Source organism: Mesorhizobium sp. P3_A8 (assembly GCF_056402995.1).
Genome location: NZ_JBFUGI010000006.1, coordinates 82,103 through 106,247 on the forward strand (window position 1 = coordinate 82,103; position 24,145 = coordinate 106,247).

Genomic DNA, 24,145 nt, shown 5'->3' on the forward strand with positions numbered 1-24,145 from the left:
TCCCCGGAGACCATCCCCATGTTCCAGCGCCTTTTTGGTCGCGAACGCCACGCCAACCGCACCATCACGGACGCGCTGTACGCACAAATCGTGGCGGCGGCGCGGCAGAGTGTATTTTATTCCCGCTGGAATGTGCCGGACACGCCGCTCGGCCGTTTCGAGATGCTTTCGCTGCATATGTTCCTGTTCCAGCATCGCTTGCGTGGCGAGGACGGTGTGGCGCAGGAGATCGCCCAGGTGCTGATCGACGAGTTCTTCCTCGACGTCGACCATTCGCTGCGGGAACTGGGCATTGGTGACGTCGGCGTGCCCAAGCGTATGAAGAAACTGGCGAAGATGTTTTATGGCCGCACCGCCGCCTATGATGATGCGCTGGAACGGAACGATCGTGACGGACTGACCGCAGCACTTGCGCGCAATGTCCGGCCCGATGCCGGCATATGGCCGGAGGCGCCGCAATTGGCCGACTATGTCGCCGATGCCTGCCGGCAGCTGGCCGCGCAGCCGTCCGAATCTATCGTTTCCGGCACGGCGGCGTTTCCGCTCGCCAAGGGAGGTGCTTGATGAAACATGCTGATCCGCAGAGCCCGGTTGCCTTTTTCGCGAACGTCGCGCGTCTGCCGAATAAGGGCCTGCCGGTGGTGATCGAGGCCGACGCAGCACAGCGCGTGGCACTCGCCGAGGAGCACGGGCTGCTCTCCGTTGAATCCTATCGCGCCGACCTTCTTGTGGCCTCCTGGAAACGCAATGGCGTGAAGGTCAGCGGCCGCGTCGAAGCCGATATCACGCAGGCCTGCATCGTCACGCTCGATCCCGTCCAGGCGCATATCGACGAGCCGGTCGAAGCACTCCTGCTGCCCGAGGAGTCCAAGCTTGGACGGCAGGGGTTCGACGGCGGCGGCGAGATCCTGCTCGACGCGGACGGCCCTTACAGTCCCGAAACATTCTCCGGTGACATCATCGATGTCGGGGCGCTTGCCGAACAGTTCTTCGGACTGGCGATCGACCCTTATCCGCGCAAGTCGGGCGCGTCGCTCAATGCCGGCGGTGAAACCGAAGCGGCGGAGAATGAATTTCAGCAAAAACTGCGATCCTTGCTGGGAAAATCCTGAAAACCTCGCCCGCAATGGAAAAGTCGGTTGTGTGAAAAGTCAAAACCGCTATTTTCGCCGAACCTTCGCGACCACTAAAGCGACCTGCCGCCTAACCCGTGAGATGAATACCGCGTGATCAGGATTTCCATCGATGCCATGGGCGGCGATCACGGACCAGCCGTGGTCATTCCGGCGCTCATGACGGTCGCCACCCGCCGTCCCGACATCCGCTTCGTCATCTATGGGCGTGAGGAACTGGTGCGCCCCGAACTGGCCAAGTTTCCCAAACTGGCCGAGGTGAGTGAATTCTTCCACTGCGAGATCGCGGTCAGGATGGACGACAAGCCGAGCCAGGCACTGCGCCATGGCCGCTGGAAGTCGTCGATGTGGAAGGCTGTCGAAGCGGTCAAGTCGGGCGCCGCGGACGCCTGCATCTCCGCCGGCAACACCGGCGCGCTGATGGCGATGTCGAAATTCTGCCTGCGCACCATGGCCACCATCGATCGTCCGGCGATCGCGGCATTGTGGCCGACATTGCGCGGTGAAAGCGTGGTTCTGGACGTCGGAGCCACCATTGGCGCCGACGCGCATCAGCTCATTGATTTTGCCATTCTCGGCACCGGCATGGCGCGCTCCGTCTTCGGCATCGACCGGCCCACCGTCGGCCTGCTCAATGTCGGCGTCGAAGAGATCAAGGGTCAGGAAGAGGTCAAGGAAGCGGGACGCATGCTGCGCGAGGCCAATATGGCCTCGATGAACTATCATGGCTTTGTCGAAGGCGACGATATCGGCAAGGGCACGGTCGACGTTGTGGTGACGGAAGGCTTCGCCGGCAACATCGCGCTGAAGACGGCCGAAGGCACCGCGCGCCAGATCGCAGGATATCTGCGCGCCGCGATGAGCCGCACCTTGATGGCCAAGATTGGTTATATCTTCGCCAAGGGCGCCTTCGATCGCCTGCGCGAAAAGATGGATGTCGGCCGCTCCAATGGCGGCGTGTTCCTGGGGCTGAACGGCATCGTCGTCAAAAGCCACGGCGGTGCTGATTCGGACGGTTTTGCCGCGGCGATCGAGCTCGGCTACGACATGGTGCGCAACAATCTGCTCGACCGTATCGAAGCCGACCTGGACCTGTTTCATGCGCGCAACCCGCATGCCCTGTCATCTCGGAAATCCGACGGTACCGACGCGAAGGAATAGGAAGCAACTTTGATCAGATCAGTCGTGCGCGGCACGGGTGCCGCGCTGCCCCGCCGCATTATGAAGAATGCCGATTTCGAAGGCATGGTCGAAACCTCGGACGAGTGGATCGCCCAGCGCACCGGCATCCGCCAGCGTCATATCGCGGCAGACGACGAGACGACGGCTTCGCTGGGCGAGGCCGCGGCCCGCGCCGCCCTTGCCAATGCCGGGCTGACGCCTGACGATATCGACCTGATCGTGCTGGCGACGTCGACGCCCAACAACACTTTCCCGGCCACCGCCGTCGAGATCCAGAACCGCCTCGGCATGCATCACGGCTTTGCCTTCGACATGCAGGCAGTGTGCTCGGGCTTCGTCTATGCGGTGACGACAGCCGATCTCTACATCCGTGGCGGCCTGGCAAAACGCGTGCTGGTGATCGGTTCGGAAACATTCTCGCGCATCCTCGACTGGAGCGACCGCTCGACCTGCGTGCTTTTCGGCGACGGTGCCGGCGCACTGATCCTGGAAGCAGGCGAGGGGGACGGTACGATTGCCGACCACGGCGTTCTGGCCGCCAGCCTGCGCTCAGACGGTGCGCACAAGGACAAGCTTTTTGTCGACGGCGGACCATCCACGACGGGAACCGTCGGCCACCTCAGGATGGAAGGCCGCGAAGTCTTCAAGCACGCGGTCGGCATGATCACCGATGTCATCGAGGCGACCTTCTCGGCCGCCGGCATATCAGCCGACGATCTCGACTGGTTCGTGCCGCACCAGGCCAATAAACGAATTATTGACGCTTCGGCCAAGAAGCTCGGGATTGCCGAACAAAAGGTGGTGGTTACGGTCGATTTGCACGGTAACACCTCGGCTGCTTCCGTGCCGCTGGCGCTGTCGGTGGCCGTCGCCGACGGCCGCATCAAGAAGGGCGACCTCGTCCTCCTGGAAGCGATGGGCGGCGGCTTCACCTGGGGCGCCGTTCTGGTTCGCTGGTAAGTGCCGAACGGTCCGGTTTCGGTCCTTGACCTTGCCGGATCAATTACTTAGGCTCAGCCGTTGTTGTGCCGATTTTATGTTTGAACTGATGGGACGGTCGCATGGGGGGAAAGACACTTACGCGTGCCGACCTAGCTGAGGCCGTCTACCGAAAGGTCGGTCTGTCGCGCACTGAATCCGCCGAACTCGTTGAAGCTGTGCTGGATGAAATCTGCGAAGCCATCGTCCGTGGCGAGACGGTAAAGCTGTCGTCCTTCGCGACATTCCATGTCCGCTCCAAGAACGAGCGCATCGGGCGCAATCCCAAGACCGGTGAAGAGGTGCCGATCCTGCCGCGCCGGGTGATGACCTTCAAGTCATCGAACGTGTTGAAGAACCGCATCTTGCGCTCGCATCAGAACAGCAAGGCCAAGGGCGGCAAATAGCCTCTATTGTACGGTTGAAAACCGGCCCCGCCATAACGCCGGGCTTGAATATTGCTTCACAAACCGCTGAAATAAGGCCCGATTCGGCAGCATGGCCGGATTGGTGTTCAACGTATGATCCATTCGGCGCAAACGGTATGAGCCTCTCTCCTCGTTGAGCCTGATCTCGCTGAATACCGTTCCGGATCACGCTCCAGCGTGAGGATTTCGCCCATGGACAAGAGCCCTGACGCCTTCCGCACCATCAGCGAGGTCGCTGAAGATCTCGATCTGCCGCAGCATGTGCTGCGCTTCTGGGAAACGCGCTTCAACCAGATCAAGCCGATGAAGCGCGGCGGCGGCCGTCGCTACTACCGGCCGCAGGATGTAGAACTGATCAAGGGCATCCGCCACATGCTCTACGACCAGGGCTACACCATCAAGGGCGTGCAGAAGCTGCTGCGCGAGAACGGCAATCATTTCCTTGTCGCCATCGGCAATGGCGACATGGCCGCCGTCGAGGCGATCTCGCAGCGAAAGCAGGCCGACCAGGTGCCGCTGACGCCGGCAGCACAGCCGCGCGGCGGCGATGATGAGTTGGTCGGCCAGCCGAGGGTCAAGCCCAGCCGCCGCTTTTTCGGCCTGGGCAAGAGCGACGAGGAAGGTCCGGTCCAACCGGACGCGTCGAAACTCTCGCGCGACAATCGCGCGCTGCTGCAGGAGGCGCTGTTCGACCTCCTGGAATGCAAGCGCCTGCTTGACCAGGTGCGCTGACCGCAGCGCGAAGCGCTTTGGAGCCTTAAGACCGGAACCCGCCGAGGGGTGAGGCGTTACGTTTCCTTCTGCAAGACTTTCCTGCGGCAAGACAAGGAAACGCATGATGGCATCATTTTCGACCCTTTCGGACATCGACCTCGAAAAGCAGATAGCGGCTCTCTCGAGGGAACTCGCGACGCTGCGCAAGGCCGTGTCGAAGCGGGGTGGCGCTTACTATGAAGACGGCCGCGATGCCGCTCTCGACACATATTCCGACCTTGCCGGACGTCTGCGCGATGCCATGCCGGCAATCCGCAAACAGGGCAGGGTGATGGAGAAATCGGCCCGTGACCATCCGGCGGCGGCCGCCGCGGTTGGCCTTGTGGTGCTCGGCCTGGTCGCCAGCCTGCTGTTCAGCCGGCGCTGAGGGGGCCCCCTCGGTCATAAGACAGGAATTCAGTTGAGAAAATGGCGGCCGACCTGAAGGGCGAGCCGCCATTCTCATTGCTATCAGGTGGTTATTTCGCGAGCTTGATCTTGGCTTGCGGCGAAACCTGCGCGGTCTGGCTGCATTTGCCATAGACCGTGCCATTCTTGTCGGTGGCATCGGTATAGGTGCCCTTGCACTCGATCGAGAGCACCAGACAGTGCCCTGCGCCCTTACACACCGCGCCGCCGTCGCCGGTGGGGTGCGTGCCATTGGCGAAAGCCGAATTCGTCATCGACATCGAGCCGATCGCCGAAATGGCGATGGCGGCGGCGAGCGAGAGGCGCTTGAAGTTCGAGATGTTGGTCATTGAGCATTTCCTTCTGTTCGATTGAGGATCGCCTTGCCGGCGTCCATCTGGTTAGGGAGCGCCGTTCTGGCGTCCATGCAGGCTTAGTGCTGCCCTCGAAGGAAAGGTTCATGCCGTGGTTGCGGAAAAACCGCGCTGCCGGTCCCGGCGGCTTCATCCGGAGTGCTGCGCGACCCCAGCCTGGTCATTTGCGATGCCGCTCCGGTATCTGGCGCGGAGCGCGTCGGCATAGAGGCGCACAACCCCTTTGTGGGGCCGGCGCAGGAAGGCGGATTGGTCGAGCCGCCAGAGCCGCTCGATCTCGCCGGCGAACGCCGGATTGGTCGTGGTGCCGTAGCCGGCGCCGGGATAGACGACGATCTCGCCGGCATAGAGACAATGGTCGGTGACCAGGAAGTCGATGCGGATATAGTCGAGCTTGCCGGCGATGACAGGGGCGATCGATATCGCCTGACGGACATAGCCGAGAAGCCGCGCATTGACGGGCACCGCCTGATCCTCGCGGGGATAGTCCGGATCGCGCCCGGGCAATGGATTGGCGTCCCGATCCAAAAGCAGCGAACGCCCGGCTTCCTTATCCTCGACCCAGGCATGCGTTATTACGCCGCCGCAAACATGCACTTTGATATCGGTTGCGATCGTTGCACCGGACAGCGCCAGCCGCTCTTCCACGAAGACGGTGGGAATGACAGGCCAATAGGCCCATTCGCCATTGCGGCGACCATAGCGTTTTCTCAGCCAGTGCCTCGTCTTGGCGACGATGAGGCCGTGATTGGGGGCGCCATTGGCAACGAATATGTTCATCGCGCAGCCGTGGTTTGTCTTGACGATGACATTGCCGGCCAGCAGGTCGAGAGGAATGTCGGCAGGGTCGCGCCCGGACCAGAGCGTCTGAGGCACGGCGATCTCGGGACAGGCGTCCCGGATATGAGCCTTGGCGGCGAGCTTGTCGGTCAGTGTTACGAACAGCGGATTGCGGTCGACGATTTTTCGCCAGAGCAACATCTCGTGGTATGTTTCGGGCGCGGCCAGATTGGGCAGGTAGCCGAGTTTCATCACGAACCGCACCGCCAGCACGGGGTGACGAAGGGTCAGCAACAACCCTGCGACAGACAGAATAATGCGTCCTGTCCAGGAAAAATTGGCCTTGGCAGTCATCAGGAATACCCGGCCGTTGTTGGCTGAGTCCGATCCGGGCAGATCGGATGTATTCATCCCCGTATCGCGATTTGCACTTTCGTAAAAGGTTTTGCAGGCGCGGCGGCGCGGGATTTGCGTGAATTGTCGATACCGTTCGCCTTTTCCGGCGTGGTCGCCATTGCCATTCTTGTCAGCGGCCATTCTTGTCAGCGGCCATTCTTGTCAGCGGCCATTCTTGTCAGCGGTTTGTGACTCCACTCTGACATCTCCGACGAAGCGCGTTGGCATAGAGTCCCATCGCTCCGCTGTGCCGCTGGCGCAGAAAGGCGGATCGGTCGAGCCGCCAGAGCCGCGCGATTTCCGCGGCGATTGCCGGGTTCGTCCATGTCCCGTAGCCGGCGGCCGTGTAGGCGGTAATCTCACCGGCATAGAGACTTTCCTCGGTGACCAGGAAGTCGACGCGGATATAGTCGAGGTCGCCGGCGATGCGCGGGGCCATCGAAATTGCCTGGCGAACATGGTCGATGAGCCGCGCATTGACGGGCAAGGCCTGATCCTCGCGGGGATAGTCCGGATCGCGGCCGGGCAACGGATTGGCTTGCCGGTCGAACAGCAGCGAACCCTTGGCGTGCTTATCCTCCACCCAGACATGGGAGATCACGCCGGAGCAGACATGAACCTTGATGTCGGTGGCAGTCGTGCCGCCGCTGAGTGTCAGCCGTTCCTCCACGAAGACGGTCGGCACGACAGGCCAATAGGCCCATTCGCCATGGCGGCGGCCGTAGCGTTTCCTGAGCCAGCGACTCGCCTTGCGCACGATGGTGGCGCGATCCGGTTTGCCGTCGCGGACGAATATGTTCATCGCGCAGCCATGGTTTGCCTTGACCACGACGGCACCGGCCAGCAGATCCACAGGGATCTCGGCAGCGTCGTGCCCGGACCAGAGCGTCTGAGGCACGTCGATCTCGGGACAGGCGTTACGAATGTAGGCCTTGGCCGCGAGCTTGTCGGTCAGCGTCACGAACAGCGGGTTGCGATCGAGGATCTTTCGCCAGAGCAAAAGCTCATGGTAGCGCACCGGCGCGGCCGGATTGGGTAGATAGCCCAGTTTCATGAAGAATCGCACGACAAGCGCAGGATGGCGGAGCGTGAGCCACAATCGCGCGACCGACAGGACAATGCGGTCTGTCCGGGAGATATCGGCCTTGGCCGTCATCGGGGGATACCTGGCCCTGTTCGCAAAAGCCTGGTCCGGTGCAGCGTACCGGTCGGCAACATCCCCTTGCGTATCGCGATTTGGCCCCGCGTGAAAGATTTCGCCTGTCGTCGCGGTATCGGGATTGGCGCCGAAAATCCTGGCCAGCAATCATCCGGCACAATTCAACAGGCCCGGATCAGGTCGGGCTTGGCATTGCATGACCAGGAGAAGACCAGCCCTGAACAAGAAGCCAGGGCCGGTCTTCTCGTTGGCAGTCGGTATGCTTAGGCCTTCTTCATCGTCTTCATGTGGTGGTGATGATGATGGTGGTGGTGCCAGTGATGGTGGCGATGATGATGGTGGTGGCGATGATGATGATGCTTCGCCATCGGCGCCGCATCCGCGCTCGTCACGCCGATAGCCGGCACCGTGAAAGCAACCGCAACTGCGAGCCCGAGGGCCGAGAGGAGGGACTTCTTCATGGATCGTTTCCTTTTGTTTCGCCGGCAGATATGACTCGGGTCGATAGCCCGACCGCCGCGTATGAAATTACGCTCCCGAATTTTTTCGTCAGTATTTCCCGATTGTAGAATTTTGTTTCTGGAGTGTTTCCAGGGAGCCGGGACCTACACCACCATCATCACAAGGCCGAGAGCCGCGCCTTTGTCGCCTGTTTTGGCTACATTGGCGGGATCACGCCATTGTTTCCCACCACGACGCGGCTGGAACTCAGCGTCCCGTCAGCCTCACGCTGGGCATTGACGAAGACCGTTGCGCCTGGCTTGAGATCGGTCGGCGTGGCCGGGGCGAAGGTCACGACCGGCGTGCTGTCGGGGATCGAAATCTTCTTGGTCTGCCCGTTGTCATAGGTCAGCGTCACGGCGCGCCCGTTTATGTCGGTGACGTCGGCCACGGTGCCGTTGGTCATGCGGCTGTTCGGCTGCAAGTCCCACGGACGGTCGCCCTCGCCAGTGCCTTTCAAGGCGGCTGGGAAAATCACCACCTCCAGCGCCCCACTGCCGCCATCCGCCTTCGAGACCGATGCGATGCCAAGGAAATCGCCCTGTTTTATGTCCTTTTCAGAGGCGCTGGCGACGCCGGAGACCTTCCAGCCGGTATTGAGCTTGATCGCGGAGGTGTCGCCCTGGCGGGTTTTCACGGTGAGCAACGATGGCTCGAAACTGACCACCGTGCCGCGCACGCGCAGCGCGTCCGCCGCCTGGGCCCCGCCCACGGCGGCAACGGAAAGGCTGGAGATCGTGCCGAGCACGACCATGATTGTCTTGAAGTTCATTACAGGGATCCTTCTGGGGACGGGCTGGCTGGAACCGGATGGTTTTCACGCCAGCGCATCAGAACAACGAACAGGTGGGCTGAAACCTCCGGGCAAAAAGGTGCCTGGGTGTTCAAAAGAACTTGATGGCGCCGATATGCGTGCAACCGCATCGCGGGCCATAGGTTCACGATAGCGTGACAGCCTTTGGCTCTTGGCAAATCGCCGGCGAGCGGGCATGTTCCTGCTCGTCTCAGGCAACACTCCATTTTTGATCAAAACGCTTTCAGCCACCGGAGTTGCCAATGCCCAACAATGCAAAAAGCCATGCCCTCTCCGAACCGTTAGCCAGTGAGATCGGGCACGATTACACCACGCTTAGAGCAATGCGGGAAACCCGCGGATACAGCGTGGAAGAGCTTTCCCTGACCTGCGGTCTGTCGGTCGGCGAGATTGAGGATATCGAGAACGGCCGGGCGGCCGATCCGTCGAAGCTGCGTCGTATTGCGTCCGCGCTTCGCATGCCTCAGGACGCTCTCATTGCGTCCGCTGCACCGATACCGGCCGCACAAGGCCGACCCCTGGCATAGACCAGTACCAGGCATGCAAGAGAACCCGCCAAGGCCCGCTTGGCGGGTTTCTTGTTGATGCGATGGCGTTATCAAACTGGCCGGGCTTGCCGACCTACAGATCGCACGTGTTTATACCTGCGGCATCCCAATCTTGCGCCAATCGCGTCTGCCGTCCGTCGTCTTCGAATCGTGGGTTTTTGATATGAGCCTGGACTCTGTTCGTGCCTTCTTCGCCGCTCATGCGCCCGATATAGAGGTCATCGTCACGCAAGCGAGTTCGGCGACGGTGACGCTGGCGGCGGAAGCGCATGGCGTTCTGCCGGCGCAGATCGCCAAGACCATCTGCCTGCGTGTCGGCGAGCGCACCATGCTGGTCGTCACCAGCGGCATCGCCAGGCTGGACAACCGCAAGTTCAAGGACCAGTTCGGCGGCAAGCCGCGCATGCTGGACGCAGGCGAAGTTGTCGCGGCCACAAGCCATCCGGTCGGCGGTGTCTGCCCGTTCGGCCTACCAGCGCCACTGCCGGTCTATTGCGACGTGTCGCTGCGCGAATTCGACGAGGTGGTGCCGGCGGCGGGCGCCACCAACGCGGCGGTACGGATTGCACCGCAGAGGATGGCTGAGCTGATTGGGGCTGAGTGGGTCGATGTGTGCCAGGGGTAGGGTCTGAACTCACCTAGCGACTCAGGCAAGGACGGGCCGGCGGGCCATCACGTGCGCTAGCGTTTATGTGCTCGAAACATGCAAACAGTTGGGGCCAGAATGGCATACTTTAAGCCGCCCGGGCCTGGGCAGGTCCTTATATTAGCAAGAAACAATATATTAACAGCTGTGGTGCAGCCTTCCTTTCAAAGAGACGGAAACGCCTCTCATCGACGTTCCACCGCGCGCCTCAGAGCGCCGGGAACGCTCGACCAATGCGGAGCAACGCATGAGTGTCGGAGCAGCGCTCGAACAATTGCTACGGCTGATTCATCGCCGAGCCATGAAGCTAGCAGCGTTGCCGGAAGATGAGAGAGATTTGCACTACGATCTCATCCGACGGACATGTTGCGAAGCAGCCGAGCACATTGGGCAAAGCCCCGACAGGGCAGCCATTACGGCAAACGATATGGCGCAGTTCGTCCGTGCACTGGTCGGTATCATTGAGATGGGTGGCGGGTTAGGCCAAGGACGAAGCGCCGACAGACCATCGGTGGCACGACATTTTGGCAGCCGGGAGAGTGGCACTACCCGCATCTAAGCGCGCGCTGCCTTACTGTGGCAAAGAGGCCCGAAGACTTTTGATCGCCCTTGGAAAACCTAGTGTTCTGGTTCGCGTCGACAGAAAATGCCCAGCAACACAAGTTGCCCTGGGCGTTATCCTGGAATTGTCCTGAAAACGAAGGGCTGGACTTTGGGGGTAAGTCCTTGTTTTCATGAATGGTCGGAGTGGCCGGATTCGAACCGACGACCCCTTGACCCCCAGTCAAGTGCGCTACCGGGCTGCGCTACACTCCGGACCGGTCGCGATGTATCGTGATAACCCTGTTCGGGTCAACCGAAATTCGGCGTTTATCGCGCGATCGACGACACGCCTGGAAATGCCGGCCGCAACAGCCGCTGATGGCGGTATTCCAGCGCGATGGCGCCCCAGATCAGGCCGAGCAGCAGATACATGTGGCGCCAGTGGTCGATGTCGATGAAGGTGCCGAGACCGATATTGCCGATGAAGGCGACATAGGCGCACAGCAGATAGGGCTGCCACGGCCGGTCGCGCAGCAGGATTCGAAAACCGGCTGTGATGGTCCAGACGACAAGAGTCAGGAACGACACGAAGCCGAGCCAGCCATAATCCATCAGCATCTTCAGCCAGATGTCGTGTGTGTCTTCGCCGAACATCTTGCCGAAGACCAGCGGGCCGATGCCGAACGGACGCTCCATCGCCATCTGGAAGCCGATCGCATAGCGGGCGAAGCGGCCGAGGCGGGCGGTGTCGTAGCTCTGTTCGAGGTGCGCGCGGTTGGAGAACATCTCCGACACCCCGGGCAATTGCAGGATGACGATGATGGCGATCGTCAGCAGTGACAGGGCGGCGACGGTCATGATCACCACGCGCAGCCGGAACTTGCCGCTGGCGCTTTGCAGGAACAGGCAGCCGGTGAGCAGTACCGCCGAAACGGCGAACATGCCCCAGGCGCCGCGCGAGAAGGAGAAGAAGATGCCCAATGTGATGATCAGCAGCGGCACTGCCAGCAGCGGCATGCGCGAGACCGAACCGGTCAGGATCAGATAGAGCAGATAGATGCCGGGCAGCACCAGGAACGGTCCGAAGACGTTCGGGTCCTGGAAGGCGCCCGCGGCGCGGTCGTATTTGGTGAACATTTCGGCGCCGGGGAAGGCGTGGAAATAGCCCGCTATGCCGAGCAGCGAGGTCGCCACCGCCGAGACGACATAGGCATTGAAGATCAGCCGGTAGAGGCCTGGCTGCGTGGCTGTCACGGAGGCGAAGAACACCGCGCTGAAGGCGAGAAACAGCGATACGGAGAGATAGAGCGGCGTGAAGGCGAGGTCCGCCATCTGCGTCATCGAGATCATGCCACCGATGTTCATCGTCACCAGCAGCACCAGCAATGGCATGGCCGCACGCGAAATCCGCAGGCCGAACAGAGCCCAGATGGCGATCAGCCCGGCCATGTAGATTTCGTAAGGCGCCGGCTCGCTGATGACGAAGCCGGACAGAAGGATGCCGACCACCACCGCAGCGGAAGAAATCAGCGCGATCAGCTTGGCGTTGACCGCGGCCGGTGGCAGCTCATGGGAAATCGCGCTCAATAGGCGTTTTCCGTGTTGAGCAGCCGGATCGGTGTGAGGAACAGAATCCGCAGATCGAACAGCAGCGACCAGTTCTCGATGTAGTAGAGGTCGTATTCCGTCCGCATGCGGATCTTCTCGTTGGTATCCATCTCGCCGCGCCAGCCATTGATCTGCGCCCAGCCGGTGACGCCGGGCTTGACCTTGTGGCGGGCGAAATAGCCGTCGACCACCTCGTTGTAGAGAAGGTTGTGCGACTGCGCGGCGATCGCATGCGGGCGCGGGCCGATCAGCGACAGCGAGCCCAGCAGCGAATTGACGAACTGCGGCAGTTCGTCGATCGAGGTCTTGCGGATGAAGCGGCCAACGCGGGTAACGCGCGGATCGTTCTTGGTCACCGTCTGCTTGGCGGTCGGATCCGAGCGGTCGGTGTACATCGAGCGGAACTTGTAGACCTCGATGATCTCGTTGTTGAAGCCATGCCGCTTCTGCTTGAACAGCACCGGTCCCTTGCTGTCGAGCTTGATGGCGATCGCGGTCGCCAGCATCACCGGCGAGAAGACGATGATGCCGATCAGCGAGAAAATGATGTCGAAGGCGCGCTTGGCAACCGAATCCCAGTCGTTGATCGGCTTGTCGAAGATGTCGAGCATCGGCACCGAGCCGATGAAGGAATAGGCGCGCGGGCGAAACTGCAGCGCGTTGGAATGCGCCGAAAGCCGGATATCGACCGGCAGCACCCACAGCTTCTTCAACAGCTGCAGCACGCGGGTTTCGGCGGTCAGCGGCAGCGACACGATCAGCATGTCGATGCGGGCGATGCGGGCGAACTCGATCAGTTCCGAAATGGTGCCGAGCTTGGGATAGCCGGCGACGATCGGCGGCGAGCGCTTGTCTGAGCGGTCATCGAAAATGCCGCAGATGCGGATGTCGTTATAGGGCTGCTTTTCGACCGAGCGGATCAGGACTTCCGCCGCCTTGCCACCGCCGACGATGACGGCGCGCCGCTCCATGCGGCCATCGCGTGCCCAGCGCCGGATCAGTCTCGACATCACCAGCCTGAGGCCGAAGAGGAGAAGGAAACCGACGACGAACCAGGTGCCGAGCAGCAGGCGCGAATAGTCTTCCGATATCTTCACGGCGAACGCCGTCAACGCCATCAGCGCGAAGGCTCCGGCCCAGGCCAACAGGATGCGGCCGAAATTGGCGATCGGCCGCATCAGCGAAACGACCTGATAGCAGTCGGTGACATCGAGCAGCACCACGGCGAGGAACGACGTGGCGGCAATCGTCACCGGATATTGCCAGGCGAGATAGTTGAAGAAACCTACAAAGTAGAAATAAACGCAGAGCCCCGAAACGAACAGGATCCCGAACTCGACCATGCGCAGGACGCCGCTGACCATGATCGGCGACATCGTATCGCGCCGGTATTGCGACGCGACCTGTCGGGCAACGTCGTTCATGCTGCCGGGCACATCGCCCTCAGCTGGGCCGTCGAATTTACGCACCGCTTCAGGTGAAAAGCGGCGCGCTGGGTCGATCTCGTTCATGGGGCTTTCCGCAAGCTTCCCCTCGGTCAATAGCAAAAGAGAGCTAAGAAACCCTTGAAGCAACGCGTGGCTTTGGAAAGGCTTGGGCGTTACCCGTCGAGCGCGGCGAAATAGGCCTTCTCGATTTCAGCGGCCATGACGTCGGCGCCGAAGCGCGCCCTGAGGCTGCCGCCATCGGGCATCAGTTTGCTGTAGGCTGAGAGATCGGCCAGCGCCTCGCTCATCTTGCCGGCGAGTTCGGCCGGGTCGGGGCGGATCAGGGCAGGGGAGCCGGAGCCGAAAATCTCGGGTATGCCGCCGACAGCGGTGGCGATCATGGGCCTTGCCGAGGCCAGTGCCTCCAGCACGATGTAGGGCATGGCTTCGGCGCGGGATGGAACGACCACCAGCGCCGCCAGCGCGAAGGCCTGCCTGGCCGGCATTGGCGGCAGGAAGCGGACTTGGCCTTGCAGCCCCAGGCGCTCGACCTGTGCATGGTAGCGCGGCAGGTCGTCGCCATCGCCGACCATCACCGCGCTCAGCGCCCGGCCGAGCCGGGGACCGGCGGCGGCCAGGGCATCGATGAAGATGTCGGGTCCCTTCAGGTCCCGCATCATGCCGATGTAGAGCAGATCAGCCGCATCGGATGCGATGATCACCGGTTCGAATTCGGCGGCGCGCAGTCCGTTGTAGACCAGAATGTTTGGGATCGGCGGCTCGCCCACCTTCCGGCGATAGGTTCGCCGCTCGTAGTCCGAGACGAACAGCAGGCAATCGGTAAAGCGCGCCATGGTGCGCTCCAGCGCGAAGAACAGCTTCCCGGTGGCTGTTGTTTCGTCATAGTGGAGGGAGCCGCCATGCGGCGAATAAAGGCGGGCTACGCGAGACCTTGATACCCGCAACAATGAGCCGAAGAGACGAGCATAGGCGCCACCCTTGGCGCCGTGCCCGTGCAACACGTCCGGCCGCAATTCCTTGATGATCCTGTAGGTGCGCCGGGCCGAGGCGAGATCGCCCGGGCCGACATGGCGCTGCATTGGCGTGCGATGGATGCCGAGCGCCAGCATGTCCTTCATCTGCTCGAACAGGCGCTCCTCGAATTCGCCGCCAGTGGTCGAATCGCAGACGATGCCGACGACATGACCGGCTGCGACCTGCGCTTCCGTCAGGTCGCGCACATGCCGGAAAATTCCTCCGACGGGTGAACGAAAGCAGTGGACGATCCTGAGCTTGTCCGCCACGTGGTGTCTGTCAGAACAGGCGTTCGCGGACGTAGACGGTATCTCCGGGCAGCAGCGGGTCCGAGGTGACCACGCGGCCGGTCATCACCTTGCCATTGATGTCGCGGGTGATGTCGACGCTTTCCTGGTTGGCGCGCGGCGAGAAGCCGCCGGCAATGGCGATGGCCTTCTGCACGGTTAGGCCGGGCACATAGGAATACTGGCCGGCGGCACCCACTTCGCCCATGACGAAGATCGGCCGGTAGCGATCGATCTCGACCGAGACGTCGGGGTCGCGCAGATAGCCTTGCCGCAATTTGTCGGCGATCTCCTTTTCCATCTGCTGCGCGGTGTGTCCACGCGCCGGTATGGCGCCGACAAGCGGGAAGGAGAGGTAGCCGGACTGATCGACACTGTAGGTGTTGGTCAGGCCGTCCTGCTCGAACACGGTGACGCGGATGCGGTCGCCGGCACCGAGACGGTAGGGTTGGTCGAGGACCTCGTGGAAGGCCGCCGGCGTCGGCCGGTAGCTGGAGCAGCCGGCGAGCATCGATACGGCAAGCAGAGCGCGAAAGAGGGAGGCAGTGCTTTTCATGATCGGATACGTACCTTCGACTGGCCGCTGCGGCGTCGCAGCAAACATCTGGGATCGGGTCCGTTATCATCCTGTTAGGGTTAATGGCCGGTAAAGGAGCCGGTCGAGACGGCTCGCACAGCAGGGGTTTTGGCATTTTTATCGTTTTTCTTGCTGCTCGCCAGTAATCCCTAACGGAGTATTACCGCGATCTTAACGCCTGAGTTACCATAGTTGTTTACGGTGCATCCTGACCCAGTTTCGGAGTAGGGATGCATGTCCGTTCAGTCCGCGGCCGCAGATGTCGACGTCGACCTCAGGCAGCTCTTCGCCAGCCTGGCGAGGAACTGGCTGCGCATAGTGCTCTTCGTCTTGGTGGTGACAGGCCTGGCGTTTGCCTTCGCCTCGTTCGCGACCAAACATTATAAGGCCCAGACGCAGATCGAAATCGCGCCGCGCGAATCCGTCTACACCCGTCCGGCCGGCAGCAACAATGACGGCGACAAGCCAATCCTCGACGAGCAAGGCGTCGCCACCCAGGTCCAGATCATTTCGTCCAACGAAATCCTCAAGCAGGTGGCGGAGAAACTCAACCTGTCGCGACTGCCTGAGTTCGACGAAGCGGTCAACATGTCGTACCTGAGCCGCGTGCTGGTTCTGCTTGGGCTTAAGAACGACCCGACGGATATTCCTGTCGACGAGCGTGTCCTGAAGAAGATGCGCGAGAAGCTCAACGTCTTTGGCGTCGAAAAGACCCGCATCATTGCCATCGAGTTCTCCTCCGAGGATCCCAAGTTCGCCGCCGCCATCCCCGATGCCATTGCCGCCGCCTATATTGCCGGGCAGGGCGTCGCCAAAAGCGAATCGAACACCGCCGCCGCGGACTTTCTGGCGCCAGAGATCGCCGACCTGTCGAAGCAGGTCCGGGATGCGGAGGCCAAGGTCGCGGCCTACCGCGGCCAGTCCGACCTGCTGATGGGCGGCAACAATGCGGTTCTTGCCACGCAGCAGCTGGCTGAGCTCTCGACCGAATTGTCACGGGTGCGGGCCAACCGCGCCGCGGCCGAAGGCACCGCCGACAGCGTGCGCAAGGCGCTGCAGAATGGCGGCTCGCTCGACTCACTGCCGGAAGTGCTGTCGTCCGACCTGATCCAGCGTTTGCGGGAGCGGCAGGCCGAGCTGCGCGCCAACATCGCAGATCTGTCGACGACGATGCTCGACAATCATCCGCGCGTTCGCGCCGCGAAATCACAACTGGCCGATCTCGATGCACAAATTCGCAACGAGGCCCAGAAGATCATGAAGGGCTTGCTGATGCAGGCCGATGCCGCCAAGGCGCGTGAAAGCCAGCTCATCTCCGACGTCAATCAACTGAAGGCAGCATCGGCGCAGGCCGGCAACGAGCAGGTCGGTCTCGACGCGCTGCAGCGCGATGCCGCCGCCAAGCGCCAGCAACTCGAACTCTATCTGACCAACTACCGCGAGGCAGCTTCGCGTCAGGACCGCAACTATGTGCCGGTCGACGCCCGGGTCTCCTCGCCGGCTTCGGTGCCCGCCGAACCGTATTTTCCCAAGGTTGGGCCGATCGTTGGCGCAGCTGCGGCGGCTTCGCTTCTGCTGGCCGCAATATACACGCTGCTCAAGGAACTGTTCTCGGGCCGCGCCATGCGCCCGGCCACCGGCGCCCGTTTTGCGCCCATCGATGAAGTGGCGATGCCGGCAACTGCCCGGCAGGAGCCAACTGCCCACCAGGAGCCGGCCGCTCCTCTGGAGCCATATGCACGCCTGGAGCCGGCTGTCGCCAGCGAATTCGTCAATCGTGCCGCCGAAACGCCTTGGCCAGAAGCGGTCACTGAACCGGTCATGGAAGCGGAGATGCTGGCGCAGCCGCAGCCGCAGCCTGTTGCCGCAGCCGAACCCGTGGCCAAGGCTGAGCCTGTCCCAGCGGCAGAATCGGTCGCCGAGCCGGAGCCTGTCGTGGAGGTCCAGCGGCCACGCTCGGTGCTCGGCGAGATCGACATCGAGAAGGCCGCAGAAAAGCTGATCGCCAGCGGGGCCGCGCGCGCCATATTCGTTTCGCCCGAAGGCGACGAGGCGGCCGCATCGGCGATCCTGGTGGCGCGCGAGGTGTCCGACGCCGGCCTGCGCGTCCTGCTGCTCGACCTGACCGCCTCGGGCGCCGCCTCGCGGCCGATGCTGGACAGTGGGCTTTTCCCCGGCATCACCGATCTGCTCGCCTCGCAGGCTCAGTTCAGCGACGTGATCCATGCCGATCTCTATTCCGACTGCCACGTCATTCCCGTCGGCACCGCCGATCCGGTCCGCGCCATGCGCGCCGCCGACCGGCTGCCGATCATCATGCAATCGCTGACCACCGCCTATGACCTGGTGGTGGTCGAATGCGGGCCGGCCGACGCGCAAGGTATCAGCCGCCTGGGCGGCAATGCCACCGAGGTGTTCCTGTCCATGCTCGAACCGGACGACGAGGTGACCCAGGCAGCGGTCAAGCTGATCGAGAGCGGCTACCCCGATCTGACGCTGGTGACGCCGCTTGGCCACGAGCCACCGGGCACGCCGGGCCGGCGCTCCGCCGCCTGAAAGAGTCGCTGTTCAACGGCGCTCGGCCTAACCCAGCTCCAGCGTCGTGACGCCGAATACCCTGTTGGCATCGAGCTTTGGTGGCGTACCTTTGTACATGCGGGTGGTGCTGAAGGTCGGTGAGAAGCCCGTCGCCTCGAGCGCTGCGATGAAATCCACCTGGGTCGCCGGAACGTCGATATTCAAGTCGCCTCCGTCGCACGCGCCCGCCAGCTCCCCGAGCAAGTCGAGTGCTGTCTGCGTGTCGTCGGCGAAGAGCGGGCCGACCTTGAAGCCGCTGCGGCAGGATCGCCCCACCGCATAACCCGCCATTCCCCGCGATGTGATCGCTGACAGGGAATGGTGAGGCGCCTGCAGCCATTGCTGCAGGAAAGAGTGCCGGGGTGCGGGAAAGCAAAGCGCGTCATACCAGGTGATGTCGGGCCCTGGCTGAGCGGTCACCATGCGAGCCCGCTCGGTACTGACGGGCAGAGCGGCAGGGCGTCCGCTGTAACGGACGGTCTCGTAGACCGGCCTGAACCCCTTGCTCCGGTAGTTGGCCTGCTGCTCTTCGACGCCATCGAGGCCGATTGTGCGACCGCCCAGCCTGTTCATGCCGGCGGTCCACACCGCCTTGCCATAGCCCTTGCCGCGCATGTCCGGACGGCAGATGTAGAGGCCGATGAAACCAAAATCGCGCCCATAGGCCACCGCCGAGATTGCGGCGACCATGTCGTTGCCGACAAACGCGCCGATGAAACCCTCCGGATCCGCCGCTTGGAACCTCGCTGCATCGTCAAGACCTGGGTTCCAGCCCTCGGCTGCCGCCCAGTCGATGAGGTCGGCCAATTCCGCCAGCGACAGCGTGCGGATGATCGGTTGCATGGTGTTTCACTCCGCCGCGACAGCTCCGGGCGAGAATGATTTCAGCATACCAAGATACGGCTTGGCCAGCGGGCTGGCATAGGCACCGCGCTTCGATGTCGACAGGCCGAGCGCAATCAGCGCTTCGGCCTGCTTGATCGCGGCGCCGACACCGTCGATGACAGGCAGTCCGAAATCCGCCTGCAACTGGTGAGCAAGGTCGGCCATGCCGGCGCAGCCAAGCACGATGGCCTCGGCACGATCCTCCTCCACGGCCCGGGCGATCTCGTCGCGCAGTTTGCCGATCGCCCCTGATGCCGGATCCTCGAGTGCCAGCACCGGAATGTCGGCGGCCCGCACACGCGCCCGTCCCGACATGCCGTAGCGTTGCACCAACCCCTCCACCGGCACGCGTGAGCGTTCGGTGGTGGTGACGACGGTGAAGCGCTGGGCGATGAAGGAGGCTATGCTGAGAGCTGCCTCGCAGATGCCGATGACCGGGATGTTTGCCATGGCCCGCGCGGCGTCGAGGCCCGTGTCGTCGAAACAGGCGATGATGGCAGCTTGAGCACCTCTGCGTTCGCCGGCCGCGATCTCCATCAAAAGGCCAGGCACGGCCAGCGCCTCGTCATAATAGCCCTCGATCGAGGCTGGTCCCGTGGACGAGGTGACGGCGACGATTTCGGTCTGGACGCCGGCGACGCCGCGCGCGGCCGCCGCAATCGTCTCGGTCATGCTCGCCGTCGTGTTGGGGTTCACCAGCAGGATCTGCACGATCACACTCTCGCCCGGCGGCGGCCGACATAGAGGATGGCGCCCAGCGTTATCAGGATCACCAGGAAGGAGAATACGGTGGTCACCGTGCCCAGCGCGTAGAGCACCGGCGTCGTGACATTGGTGGTCATGCCGTAAATTTCCAGCGGCAGCGTGTTGAACGTGCCTGAGGTCATCAGTGTGCGGGCGAACTCGTCATAGGACAGCGTGAAGCCGAACAGGCCGACGCCGATCAGGCTCGGCGCGATCATCGGCAGCACGACATGAGCGAAGGTCTGCCAGGAGGTGGCGCCAAGGTCGCGCGCGGCTTCTTCATAGGCCGGCGAGAAGCGGTTGAAGACGGCGAACATGATGAGCACACCGAACGGCAAGGTCCAGGTCAGATGCGCGCCGAAGGCCGACGTATACCAGGCCGGGCGCAAGCCCACCTGCTGGAAGACGACGCCGATGCCCAACGAAATGATGATGGAGGGCACGACGAGACTGGCGACCGCCAGATAGAACAGCGCGGTGGCGCCGCGAAATTTTTGCCGGAAGGCGAGGCCGGCGAGCAGCGACACGACGACGGTGACGACCATCACCATCAGGCCCAGCACCAGCGAACGCTTGAAGCTGCCGCCGAAATCGCCGACCGCCTGGCGCTCGAACAGATTGGCGAACCAGTGCAGCGACACGCCGTTTAGCGGGAAGGTGAGGCCGCCGGTCTCGCCCTGGAAGGAGAGGATCAGGATCGCCGACAGCGGGCCATAGAGGAACAGCACGAACAGCGCGAAGAAGGCGGCGAGCACGTAGAATTCGAGGGTGCGTTTTTCGTGGCTCACGTCAAAGCTCCCGGCGGATATCGACGATGCGCAGGATGCCGGCGACCATCAGCAGCACCAGCACCAAAAGGACCACGGCGTTGGCGGCGGCGGCCGGATATTGCAGCAGCGACATCTGGTTCTTCATCATCAGCGCCACCGACGCGCTCTGGCCGCCCGACATCACCTGTACGGTGGAGAAATCGGCCATCACCAGCGTGACGACGAAGATGGTGCCGATCGCCATGCCGGGCTTGGCCAGCGGGATGATGACGTTCCACAGCACCTGCCAGCCAGAGGCGCCGGCGTCGCGCGCGGCCTCGACCAGCGAGCGGTCGATGCGCATCAGCGTGTTGAAGATCGGCGTCACCATGAACAGCGTGTAGAGATGCACCATGGCCAGCACGACGGCGAATTCGGAATAGAGCAGCCATTCGATGGGTTTTGGCACCAGACCCATGTGCACCAGTGTCGAGTTGATCAGCCCGTTGCGACCGAGCACCGGGATCCACGAGATCATGCGGATGATGTTGGAGGTCAGGAACGGCACGGTGCAGACCAGGAACAGCACCATCTGCATCGCCGTGGTGCGGATGTGGAAGGCGAGGAAATAGGCGACCCAGAAGCCGATGAACAAGGTCAGCGCCCAGACGATGGCGGCGAATTTGATGGTGTTGAGATAGGTCTTCCAGGTGACCCATGAGCCGAGAACATCGGAATAGTTGGTGGTCAGGAAATCCGGATACATGGCGGCGAAGTCGTAATCCCAGAAGGACACGACGACGATCATGATGATGGGCAAAAGCAGGAACGCGCCGAGGATCAGCGCCAGCGGAGCCGACTGCAGATAGGGCGTGACGGCGCCGATGGAGAAGCGTCGTCGTCGGGCGGGCTTCGCAGCGATTGCGGGGCGTTCGAGCGCGACTGTCATCTAGGCTCTCGGTGCAGGTTTGCGGAGCGGCCTTTCCTTCTCCCCCTGTGGGAGAAGGTGGCCTCACGAAGTGAGGTCGGATGAGGGGTGTTGCAGCTTGGCAATGACGGTACTCCGTCACGCACCCCTCATCCGTCTTGGCGCTGCGCGCCAATCCACCTTCTCCCACAAGGGGAGAAGGGGAAGAGAAGGCGCGGCGGCGCTTGTTCCCTTACGCCGCGATGAACTCGTTCCAGCGCTTCACCATGTAGCGGTCCTCGTCCATCACCGAGTTCCAGCAGGCGACCTTGCCCATGCGCTCTTCGAACGAGCCGCCATCGCGCACGGCGCCGGCCTTTTCCATGACGGTGCCGTCCGGGGCCTTGATCTCGCCCTTGGCCGGCTTGCCCTCGATCCAGTAGCCCCACTCGTCCTCGGTCATGAACTTCTTGGCCGAGACCATGTTGGCCGAGTAGTAGCCCTGGCGGTTGAGGTAGCCGCCGACCCAGCCCGACGTGTACCAGTTGATGTATTCATAGGCCGCGTCGAGTTCGGCGCCCTTGAGGTGGGCGGCGAGGCCAAGGCCGCCGCCCCAGGAGCGGTAGCCTTCCTTGAGCGGCTGGAAGCGGCAGGCAATGCCCTTGGAACGCACGGCCGCCACTGCCGGCGACCACATGGACTGGATGACGACCTCGCCTGACGCCATCAGATTGACGCTCTCGTCGAAGGACTTCCAGAAGGCGCGGAACTGGCCGGCCTGCTTGGCCTTGATCAGGAAGTCGATCGTCTTGTCGATCTCGTCCTTGGTCATGTTGCCCTTGTCGGCATATTTGATGTTGCCGGTGGCTTCCATGATCATGGCGGCGTCCATGATGCCGATGGACGGGATGTTGAGGATGGCGGTCTTGCCCTTGAAGGCCGGGTCCATGATGTCGGCCCAGGTGGTGATGTCGCGGCCGACGAGGTCGGGGCGGATGCCCAGAGTATCGGCGTTGTAAATGGTCGGCACCATGGTGAACCAGTTGGTCGGCGCCTTGGCGAAGGTCTTTGAGTCCTGCGCCTCGACGAAGCCGACGGTATGCGGCGCTGTGCCCTGGGCAATCACGCTGTCGGGAGTGAGTTTGCCGGTTTTGAACAGCGGCACCAGCTCGTCGTAATATTTCAGCTTGCTGACATCCATCGGCTGCAGCACGCCGGTGGGGAACACCTTCTTGCAGATCCAGTATTCGATATCGGCGATGTCGTAGCTGTCGGGCTGGGTCACGGCGCGCTGGGCGGCGGCGTCGGAATCGGTCGCCGTCATCTCCAGCGTGATGCCGAGGTCGGCCTTGCACTTGTCGGCGATGGCGTTGAGGTTGGACACACCGGTGCCGAACTGGCGCAACGTAATGTTGGACTGCGCCCAGATGGTCGGGAAGCCTGTAATCACGCCCGAGCCGGCGGCGAGGCCGACGGCGGCCGCACCCGTCTTGAGCAGCGAGCGGCGCGAAATGCCAGTCTTGGTTTGTATGGTGTCTGTCATGTCTATTCCCCTGTCTTGTTTTGCTTGGTTGGAGTCATGGATTGAGGCGGCCGAGGACGATCGCGTCTTGCGGATCCCAGGCGAGCGGTACGGCGTCGCCGATGGCGACGGGTTTGGCGAAGAAGTCGGAATCGTCGACGATGACGGTGAAATCGTCGATGCCGGCGCCGGTTACCGACAGCTTCACCGTGGCGCCGCGATATTCGATGTTGGAGACGATGCCGGTGAAGCCGAGGCCAGGCGAGGGCGCGTCGCCGATGCGCACATGGTCGGTGCGGATGGCAATGTCGATCGGCGCGCCCGCGTCCTGGCCTTGCCCACAGGCGGCGAGCGAGCCACCGCCATTGACGTCGAAGACGACCATGCCGTCGCGCGCGCCGGTGACCCGGCCGGAGATGACATTGTGATCGCCCATGAAGCGGGCGACAAAGGCCGTGGCCGGCCGCTCGAAGACGTCGCGCGGCGGTGCCGCCTGTTCGATGCGGCCGTCATTCATCACCACGATCAGGTCGGCGAGCGCCATCGCCTCCTCCTGGCTGTGGGTGACATGGACGAAGGTGATGCCGAGCGAGGTCTGCAATTTTTTCAGCTCGGCGCGCATGCGGATCTTCAGGAATGGGTCGAGCGCCGACAGCGGCTCGTCGAGCAGCAGCGCTTCCGGCTCGGTGATCAGGGCGCGGGCCAGTGCCACGCGCTGCTGCTGGCCGCCGGAAAGCTGCGCCGGCCGGCGCGTCGCATAGGCCTCCATCTGCATCAGCTTCAGCATGTCGAGCGCCTTGGCGCGGCGCTTTTCCTTGTCGACGCCCTTCATCTTCAGGCTGAAGGCGACGTTGTCGATAAGGTCGAGATGCGGGAACAGCGCATAGGACTGGAACATCATCGCCGTGCCGCGCTTGGCCGGCGGCAGGTCGGTGACGACGGTGTTGCCGAGCCGGACATCACCAGACGAAATGCTTTCGTGGCCGGCAATCATCCGTAGCGTCGAAGTCTTGCCGCAGCCGGAGGGACCAAGCAGGCAGCAATAAGTGCCCGCCGGTATCTTCAGGCTGATGTCCTCGACGGCGGTCGTGGTTCCATAGACTTTCGAAACGGACACGATGTCGATCTCGGCGGCTTTGGACATTCAGGCTCCCCGTTTGGTCGCATTAACCAAAGCATCATGC

At 62.5% G+C, this 24,145-nt stretch carries 25 protein-coding genes and 1 tRNA gene; 10 read left to right on the forward strand and 16 right to left on the reverse strand.

Features of this window, described 5'->3' with window-relative positions; all coding sequences use genetic code 11:
• The first annotated feature begins 18 nt into the window (after nucleotides 1-18).
• The 7 genes from AC1DX4_RS15650 (at nucleotide 19) to AC1DX4_RS15680 (ending at nucleotide 4,862) form a co-directional block, all read left to right on the forward strand.
• On the forward strand, nucleotides 19-564 hold the full coding sequence (locus AC1DX4_RS15650) for a ubiquinol-cytochrome C chaperone family protein (protein ID WP_477221173.1): 546 nt from the start codon (nucleotides 19-21) through the stop codon (nucleotides 562-564).
• Entirely contained in the window at nucleotides 564-1,112 is a 549-nt protein-coding gene (locus AC1DX4_RS15655) for a YceD family protein (protein ID WP_477221174.1), read from the forward strand. The genes AC1DX4_RS15650 and AC1DX4_RS15655 overlap by 1 nt, the downstream gene beginning before the upstream one ends.
• Before the next feature lie 114 nt (nucleotides 1,113-1,226).
• A complete protein-coding gene (gene plsX, locus AC1DX4_RS15660) occupies nucleotides 1,227-2,294 on the forward strand; it encodes a phosphate acyltransferase PlsX (RefSeq protein WP_477221175.1) in 1,068 nt (355 codons plus the stop codon).
• 9 nt (nucleotides 2,295-2,303) lie between these two features.
• The gene (locus tag AC1DX4_RS15665; protein ID WP_477221176.1) at nucleotides 2,304-3,275 is read left to right on the forward strand and encodes a beta-ketoacyl-ACP synthase III; all 972 of its coding nucleotides are present in this window, start codon (nucleotides 2,304-2,306) and stop codon (nucleotides 3,273-3,275) included.
• A 101-nt stretch (nucleotides 3,276-3,376) separates the two neighbouring features.
• A complete protein-coding gene (locus AC1DX4_RS15670; RefSeq protein ID WP_010915609.1) occupies nucleotides 3,377-3,700 on the forward strand; it encodes an integration host factor subunit alpha in 324 nt (107 codons plus the stop codon).
• Nucleotides 3,701-3,913: 213 nt separating this feature from the next.
• Entirely contained in the window at nucleotides 3,914-4,453 is a 540-nt protein-coding gene (locus AC1DX4_RS15675) for a MerR family transcriptional regulator (protein WP_027042329.1), read from the forward strand.
• 106 nt (nucleotides 4,454-4,559) lie between these two features.
• On the forward strand, nucleotides 4,560-4,862 hold the full coding sequence (locus tag AC1DX4_RS15680) for a hypothetical protein (protein ID WP_477221177.1): 303 nt from the start codon (nucleotides 4,560-4,562) through the stop codon (nucleotides 4,860-4,862).
• Nucleotides 4,863-4,953: 91 nt separating this feature from the next.
• Here AC1DX4_RS15680 and AC1DX4_RS15685 read toward each other — a convergent pair whose 3' ends face one another.
• From AC1DX4_RS15685 to AC1DX4_RS15705, 5 genes are all read right to left on the reverse strand, one after another.
• A complete protein-coding gene (locus AC1DX4_RS15685; protein WP_477221178.1) occupies nucleotides 4,954-5,232 on the reverse strand; it encodes a hypothetical protein in 279 nt (92 codons plus the stop codon).
• Nucleotides 5,233-5,385: 153 nt separating this feature from the next.
• Nucleotides 5,386-6,447, reverse strand: a complete 1,062-nt coding sequence (locus tag AC1DX4_RS15690) for an ATP-grasp fold amidoligase family protein (protein WP_477221179.1) — start codon at nucleotides 6,445-6,447, stop codon at nucleotides 5,386-5,388.
• A gap of 163 nt (nucleotides 6,448-6,610) precedes the next feature.
• A complete protein-coding gene (locus AC1DX4_RS15695) occupies nucleotides 6,611-7,588 on the reverse strand; it encodes an ATP-grasp fold amidoligase family protein (RefSeq protein ID WP_477221180.1) in 978 nt (325 codons plus the stop codon).
• Between the two features lie 266 nt (nucleotides 7,589-7,854).
• On the reverse strand, nucleotides 7,855-8,052 hold the full coding sequence (locus AC1DX4_RS15700) for a hypothetical protein (RefSeq protein WP_477221181.1): 198 nt from the start codon (nucleotides 8,050-8,052) through the stop codon (nucleotides 7,855-7,857).
• Between the two features lie 197 nt (nucleotides 8,053-8,249).
• Nucleotides 8,250-8,864, reverse strand: a complete 615-nt coding sequence (locus tag AC1DX4_RS15705; RefSeq protein WP_477221182.1) for a hypothetical protein — start codon at nucleotides 8,862-8,864, stop codon at nucleotides 8,250-8,252.
• 284 nt (nucleotides 8,865-9,148) lie between these two features.
• On the opposite strand from AC1DX4_RS15705, the gene AC1DX4_RS15710 reads away from it, so the two are divergent.
• A complete protein-coding gene (locus AC1DX4_RS15710) occupies nucleotides 9,149-9,433 on the forward strand; it encodes a helix-turn-helix domain-containing protein (protein ID WP_477221183.1) in 285 nt (94 codons plus the stop codon).
• 184 nt (nucleotides 9,434-9,617) lie between these two features.
• On the forward strand, nucleotides 9,618-10,079 hold the full coding sequence (locus AC1DX4_RS15715; RefSeq protein WP_477221184.1) for a YbaK/EbsC family protein: 462 nt from the start codon (nucleotides 9,618-9,620) through the stop codon (nucleotides 10,077-10,079).
• A gap of 760 nt (nucleotides 10,080-10,839) precedes the next feature.
• On the opposite strand, the gene AC1DX4_RS15720 is transcribed toward AC1DX4_RS15715, so the two are convergent.
• From AC1DX4_RS15720 to AC1DX4_RS15740, 5 genes are all read right to left on the reverse strand, one after another.
• A tRNA-Pro gene (locus AC1DX4_RS15720) sits at nucleotides 10,840-10,916 on the reverse strand.
• A 54-nt stretch (nucleotides 10,917-10,970) separates the two neighbouring features.
• Nucleotides 10,971-12,230: an O-antigen ligase family protein gene (locus AC1DX4_RS15725; protein WP_477221185.1), complete on the reverse strand. Its 1,260-nt coding sequence runs from the start codon at nucleotides 12,228-12,230 to the stop codon at nucleotides 10,971-10,973.
• Nucleotides 12,227-13,762, reverse strand: coding sequence for an undecaprenyl-phosphate glucose phosphotransferase (locus tag AC1DX4_RS15730; RefSeq protein ID WP_477221186.1), 1,536 nt, complete (start codon nucleotides 13,760-13,762; stop codon nucleotides 12,227-12,229). Before AC1DX4_RS15730 ends, AC1DX4_RS15725 begins: the two co-directional genes overlap by 4 nt.
• Nucleotides 13,763-13,851: 89 nt before the next feature.
• Nucleotides 13,852-14,982, reverse strand: a complete 1,131-nt coding sequence (locus AC1DX4_RS15735; protein WP_477221187.1) for a glycosyltransferase family 4 protein — start codon at nucleotides 14,980-14,982, stop codon at nucleotides 13,852-13,854.
• Between the two features lie 10 nt (nucleotides 14,983-14,992).
• Nucleotides 14,993-15,556, reverse strand: coding sequence for a polysaccharide biosynthesis/export family protein (locus AC1DX4_RS15740; protein WP_027042340.1), 564 nt, complete (start codon nucleotides 15,554-15,556; stop codon nucleotides 14,993-14,995).
• Nucleotides 15,557-15,811: 255 nt separating this feature from the next.
• On the opposite strand from AC1DX4_RS15740, the gene AC1DX4_RS15745 reads away from it, so the two are divergent.
• On the forward strand, nucleotides 15,812-18,133 hold the full coding sequence (locus AC1DX4_RS15745; RefSeq protein ID WP_477221188.1) for an exopolysaccharide transport family protein: 2,322 nt from the start codon (nucleotides 15,812-15,814) through the stop codon (nucleotides 18,131-18,133).
• A 27-nt stretch (nucleotides 18,134-18,160) separates the two neighbouring features.
• Here AC1DX4_RS15745 and AC1DX4_RS15750 read toward each other — a convergent pair whose 3' ends face one another.
• The 6 genes from AC1DX4_RS15750 to AC1DX4_RS15775 form a co-directional block, all read right to left on the reverse strand.
• Nucleotides 18,161-18,997 carry a GNAT family N-acetyltransferase gene (locus AC1DX4_RS15750; protein ID WP_477221189.1) on the reverse strand — a complete coding sequence of 279 codons (837 nt, stop codon included), beginning with the start codon at nucleotides 18,995-18,997 and terminating at the stop codon, nucleotides 18,161-18,163.
• A 6-nt stretch (nucleotides 18,998-19,003) separates the two neighbouring features.
• Nucleotides 19,004-19,750 (reverse strand): aspartate/glutamate racemase family protein, encoded by a 747-nt coding sequence (locus AC1DX4_RS15755; protein ID WP_477221460.1) that lies wholly within the window; start codon nucleotides 19,748-19,750, stop codon nucleotides 19,004-19,006.
• Between the two features lie 2 nt (nucleotides 19,751-19,752).
• On the reverse strand, nucleotides 19,753-20,571 hold the full coding sequence (locus AC1DX4_RS15760; protein ID WP_477221190.1) for an ABC transporter permease: 819 nt from the start codon (nucleotides 20,569-20,571) through the stop codon (nucleotides 19,753-19,755).
• Between the two features lies 1 nt (nucleotide 20,572).
• Nucleotides 20,573-21,481: an ABC transporter permease gene (locus AC1DX4_RS15765; protein WP_477221191.1), complete on the reverse strand. Its 909-nt coding sequence runs from the start codon at nucleotides 21,479-21,481 to the stop codon at nucleotides 20,573-20,575.
• 211 nt (nucleotides 21,482-21,692) lie between these two features.
• A complete protein-coding gene (locus AC1DX4_RS15770; protein WP_475451175.1) occupies nucleotides 21,693-22,982 on the reverse strand; it encodes an ABC transporter substrate-binding protein in 1,290 nt (429 codons plus the stop codon).
• Between the two features lie 34 nt (nucleotides 22,983-23,016).
• Nucleotides 23,017-24,105: an ABC transporter ATP-binding protein gene (locus AC1DX4_RS15775; RefSeq protein WP_477221192.1), complete on the reverse strand. Its 1,089-nt coding sequence runs from the start codon at nucleotides 24,103-24,105 to the stop codon at nucleotides 23,017-23,019.
• Between the last annotated feature and the right edge of the window lie 40 nt (nucleotides 24,106-24,145).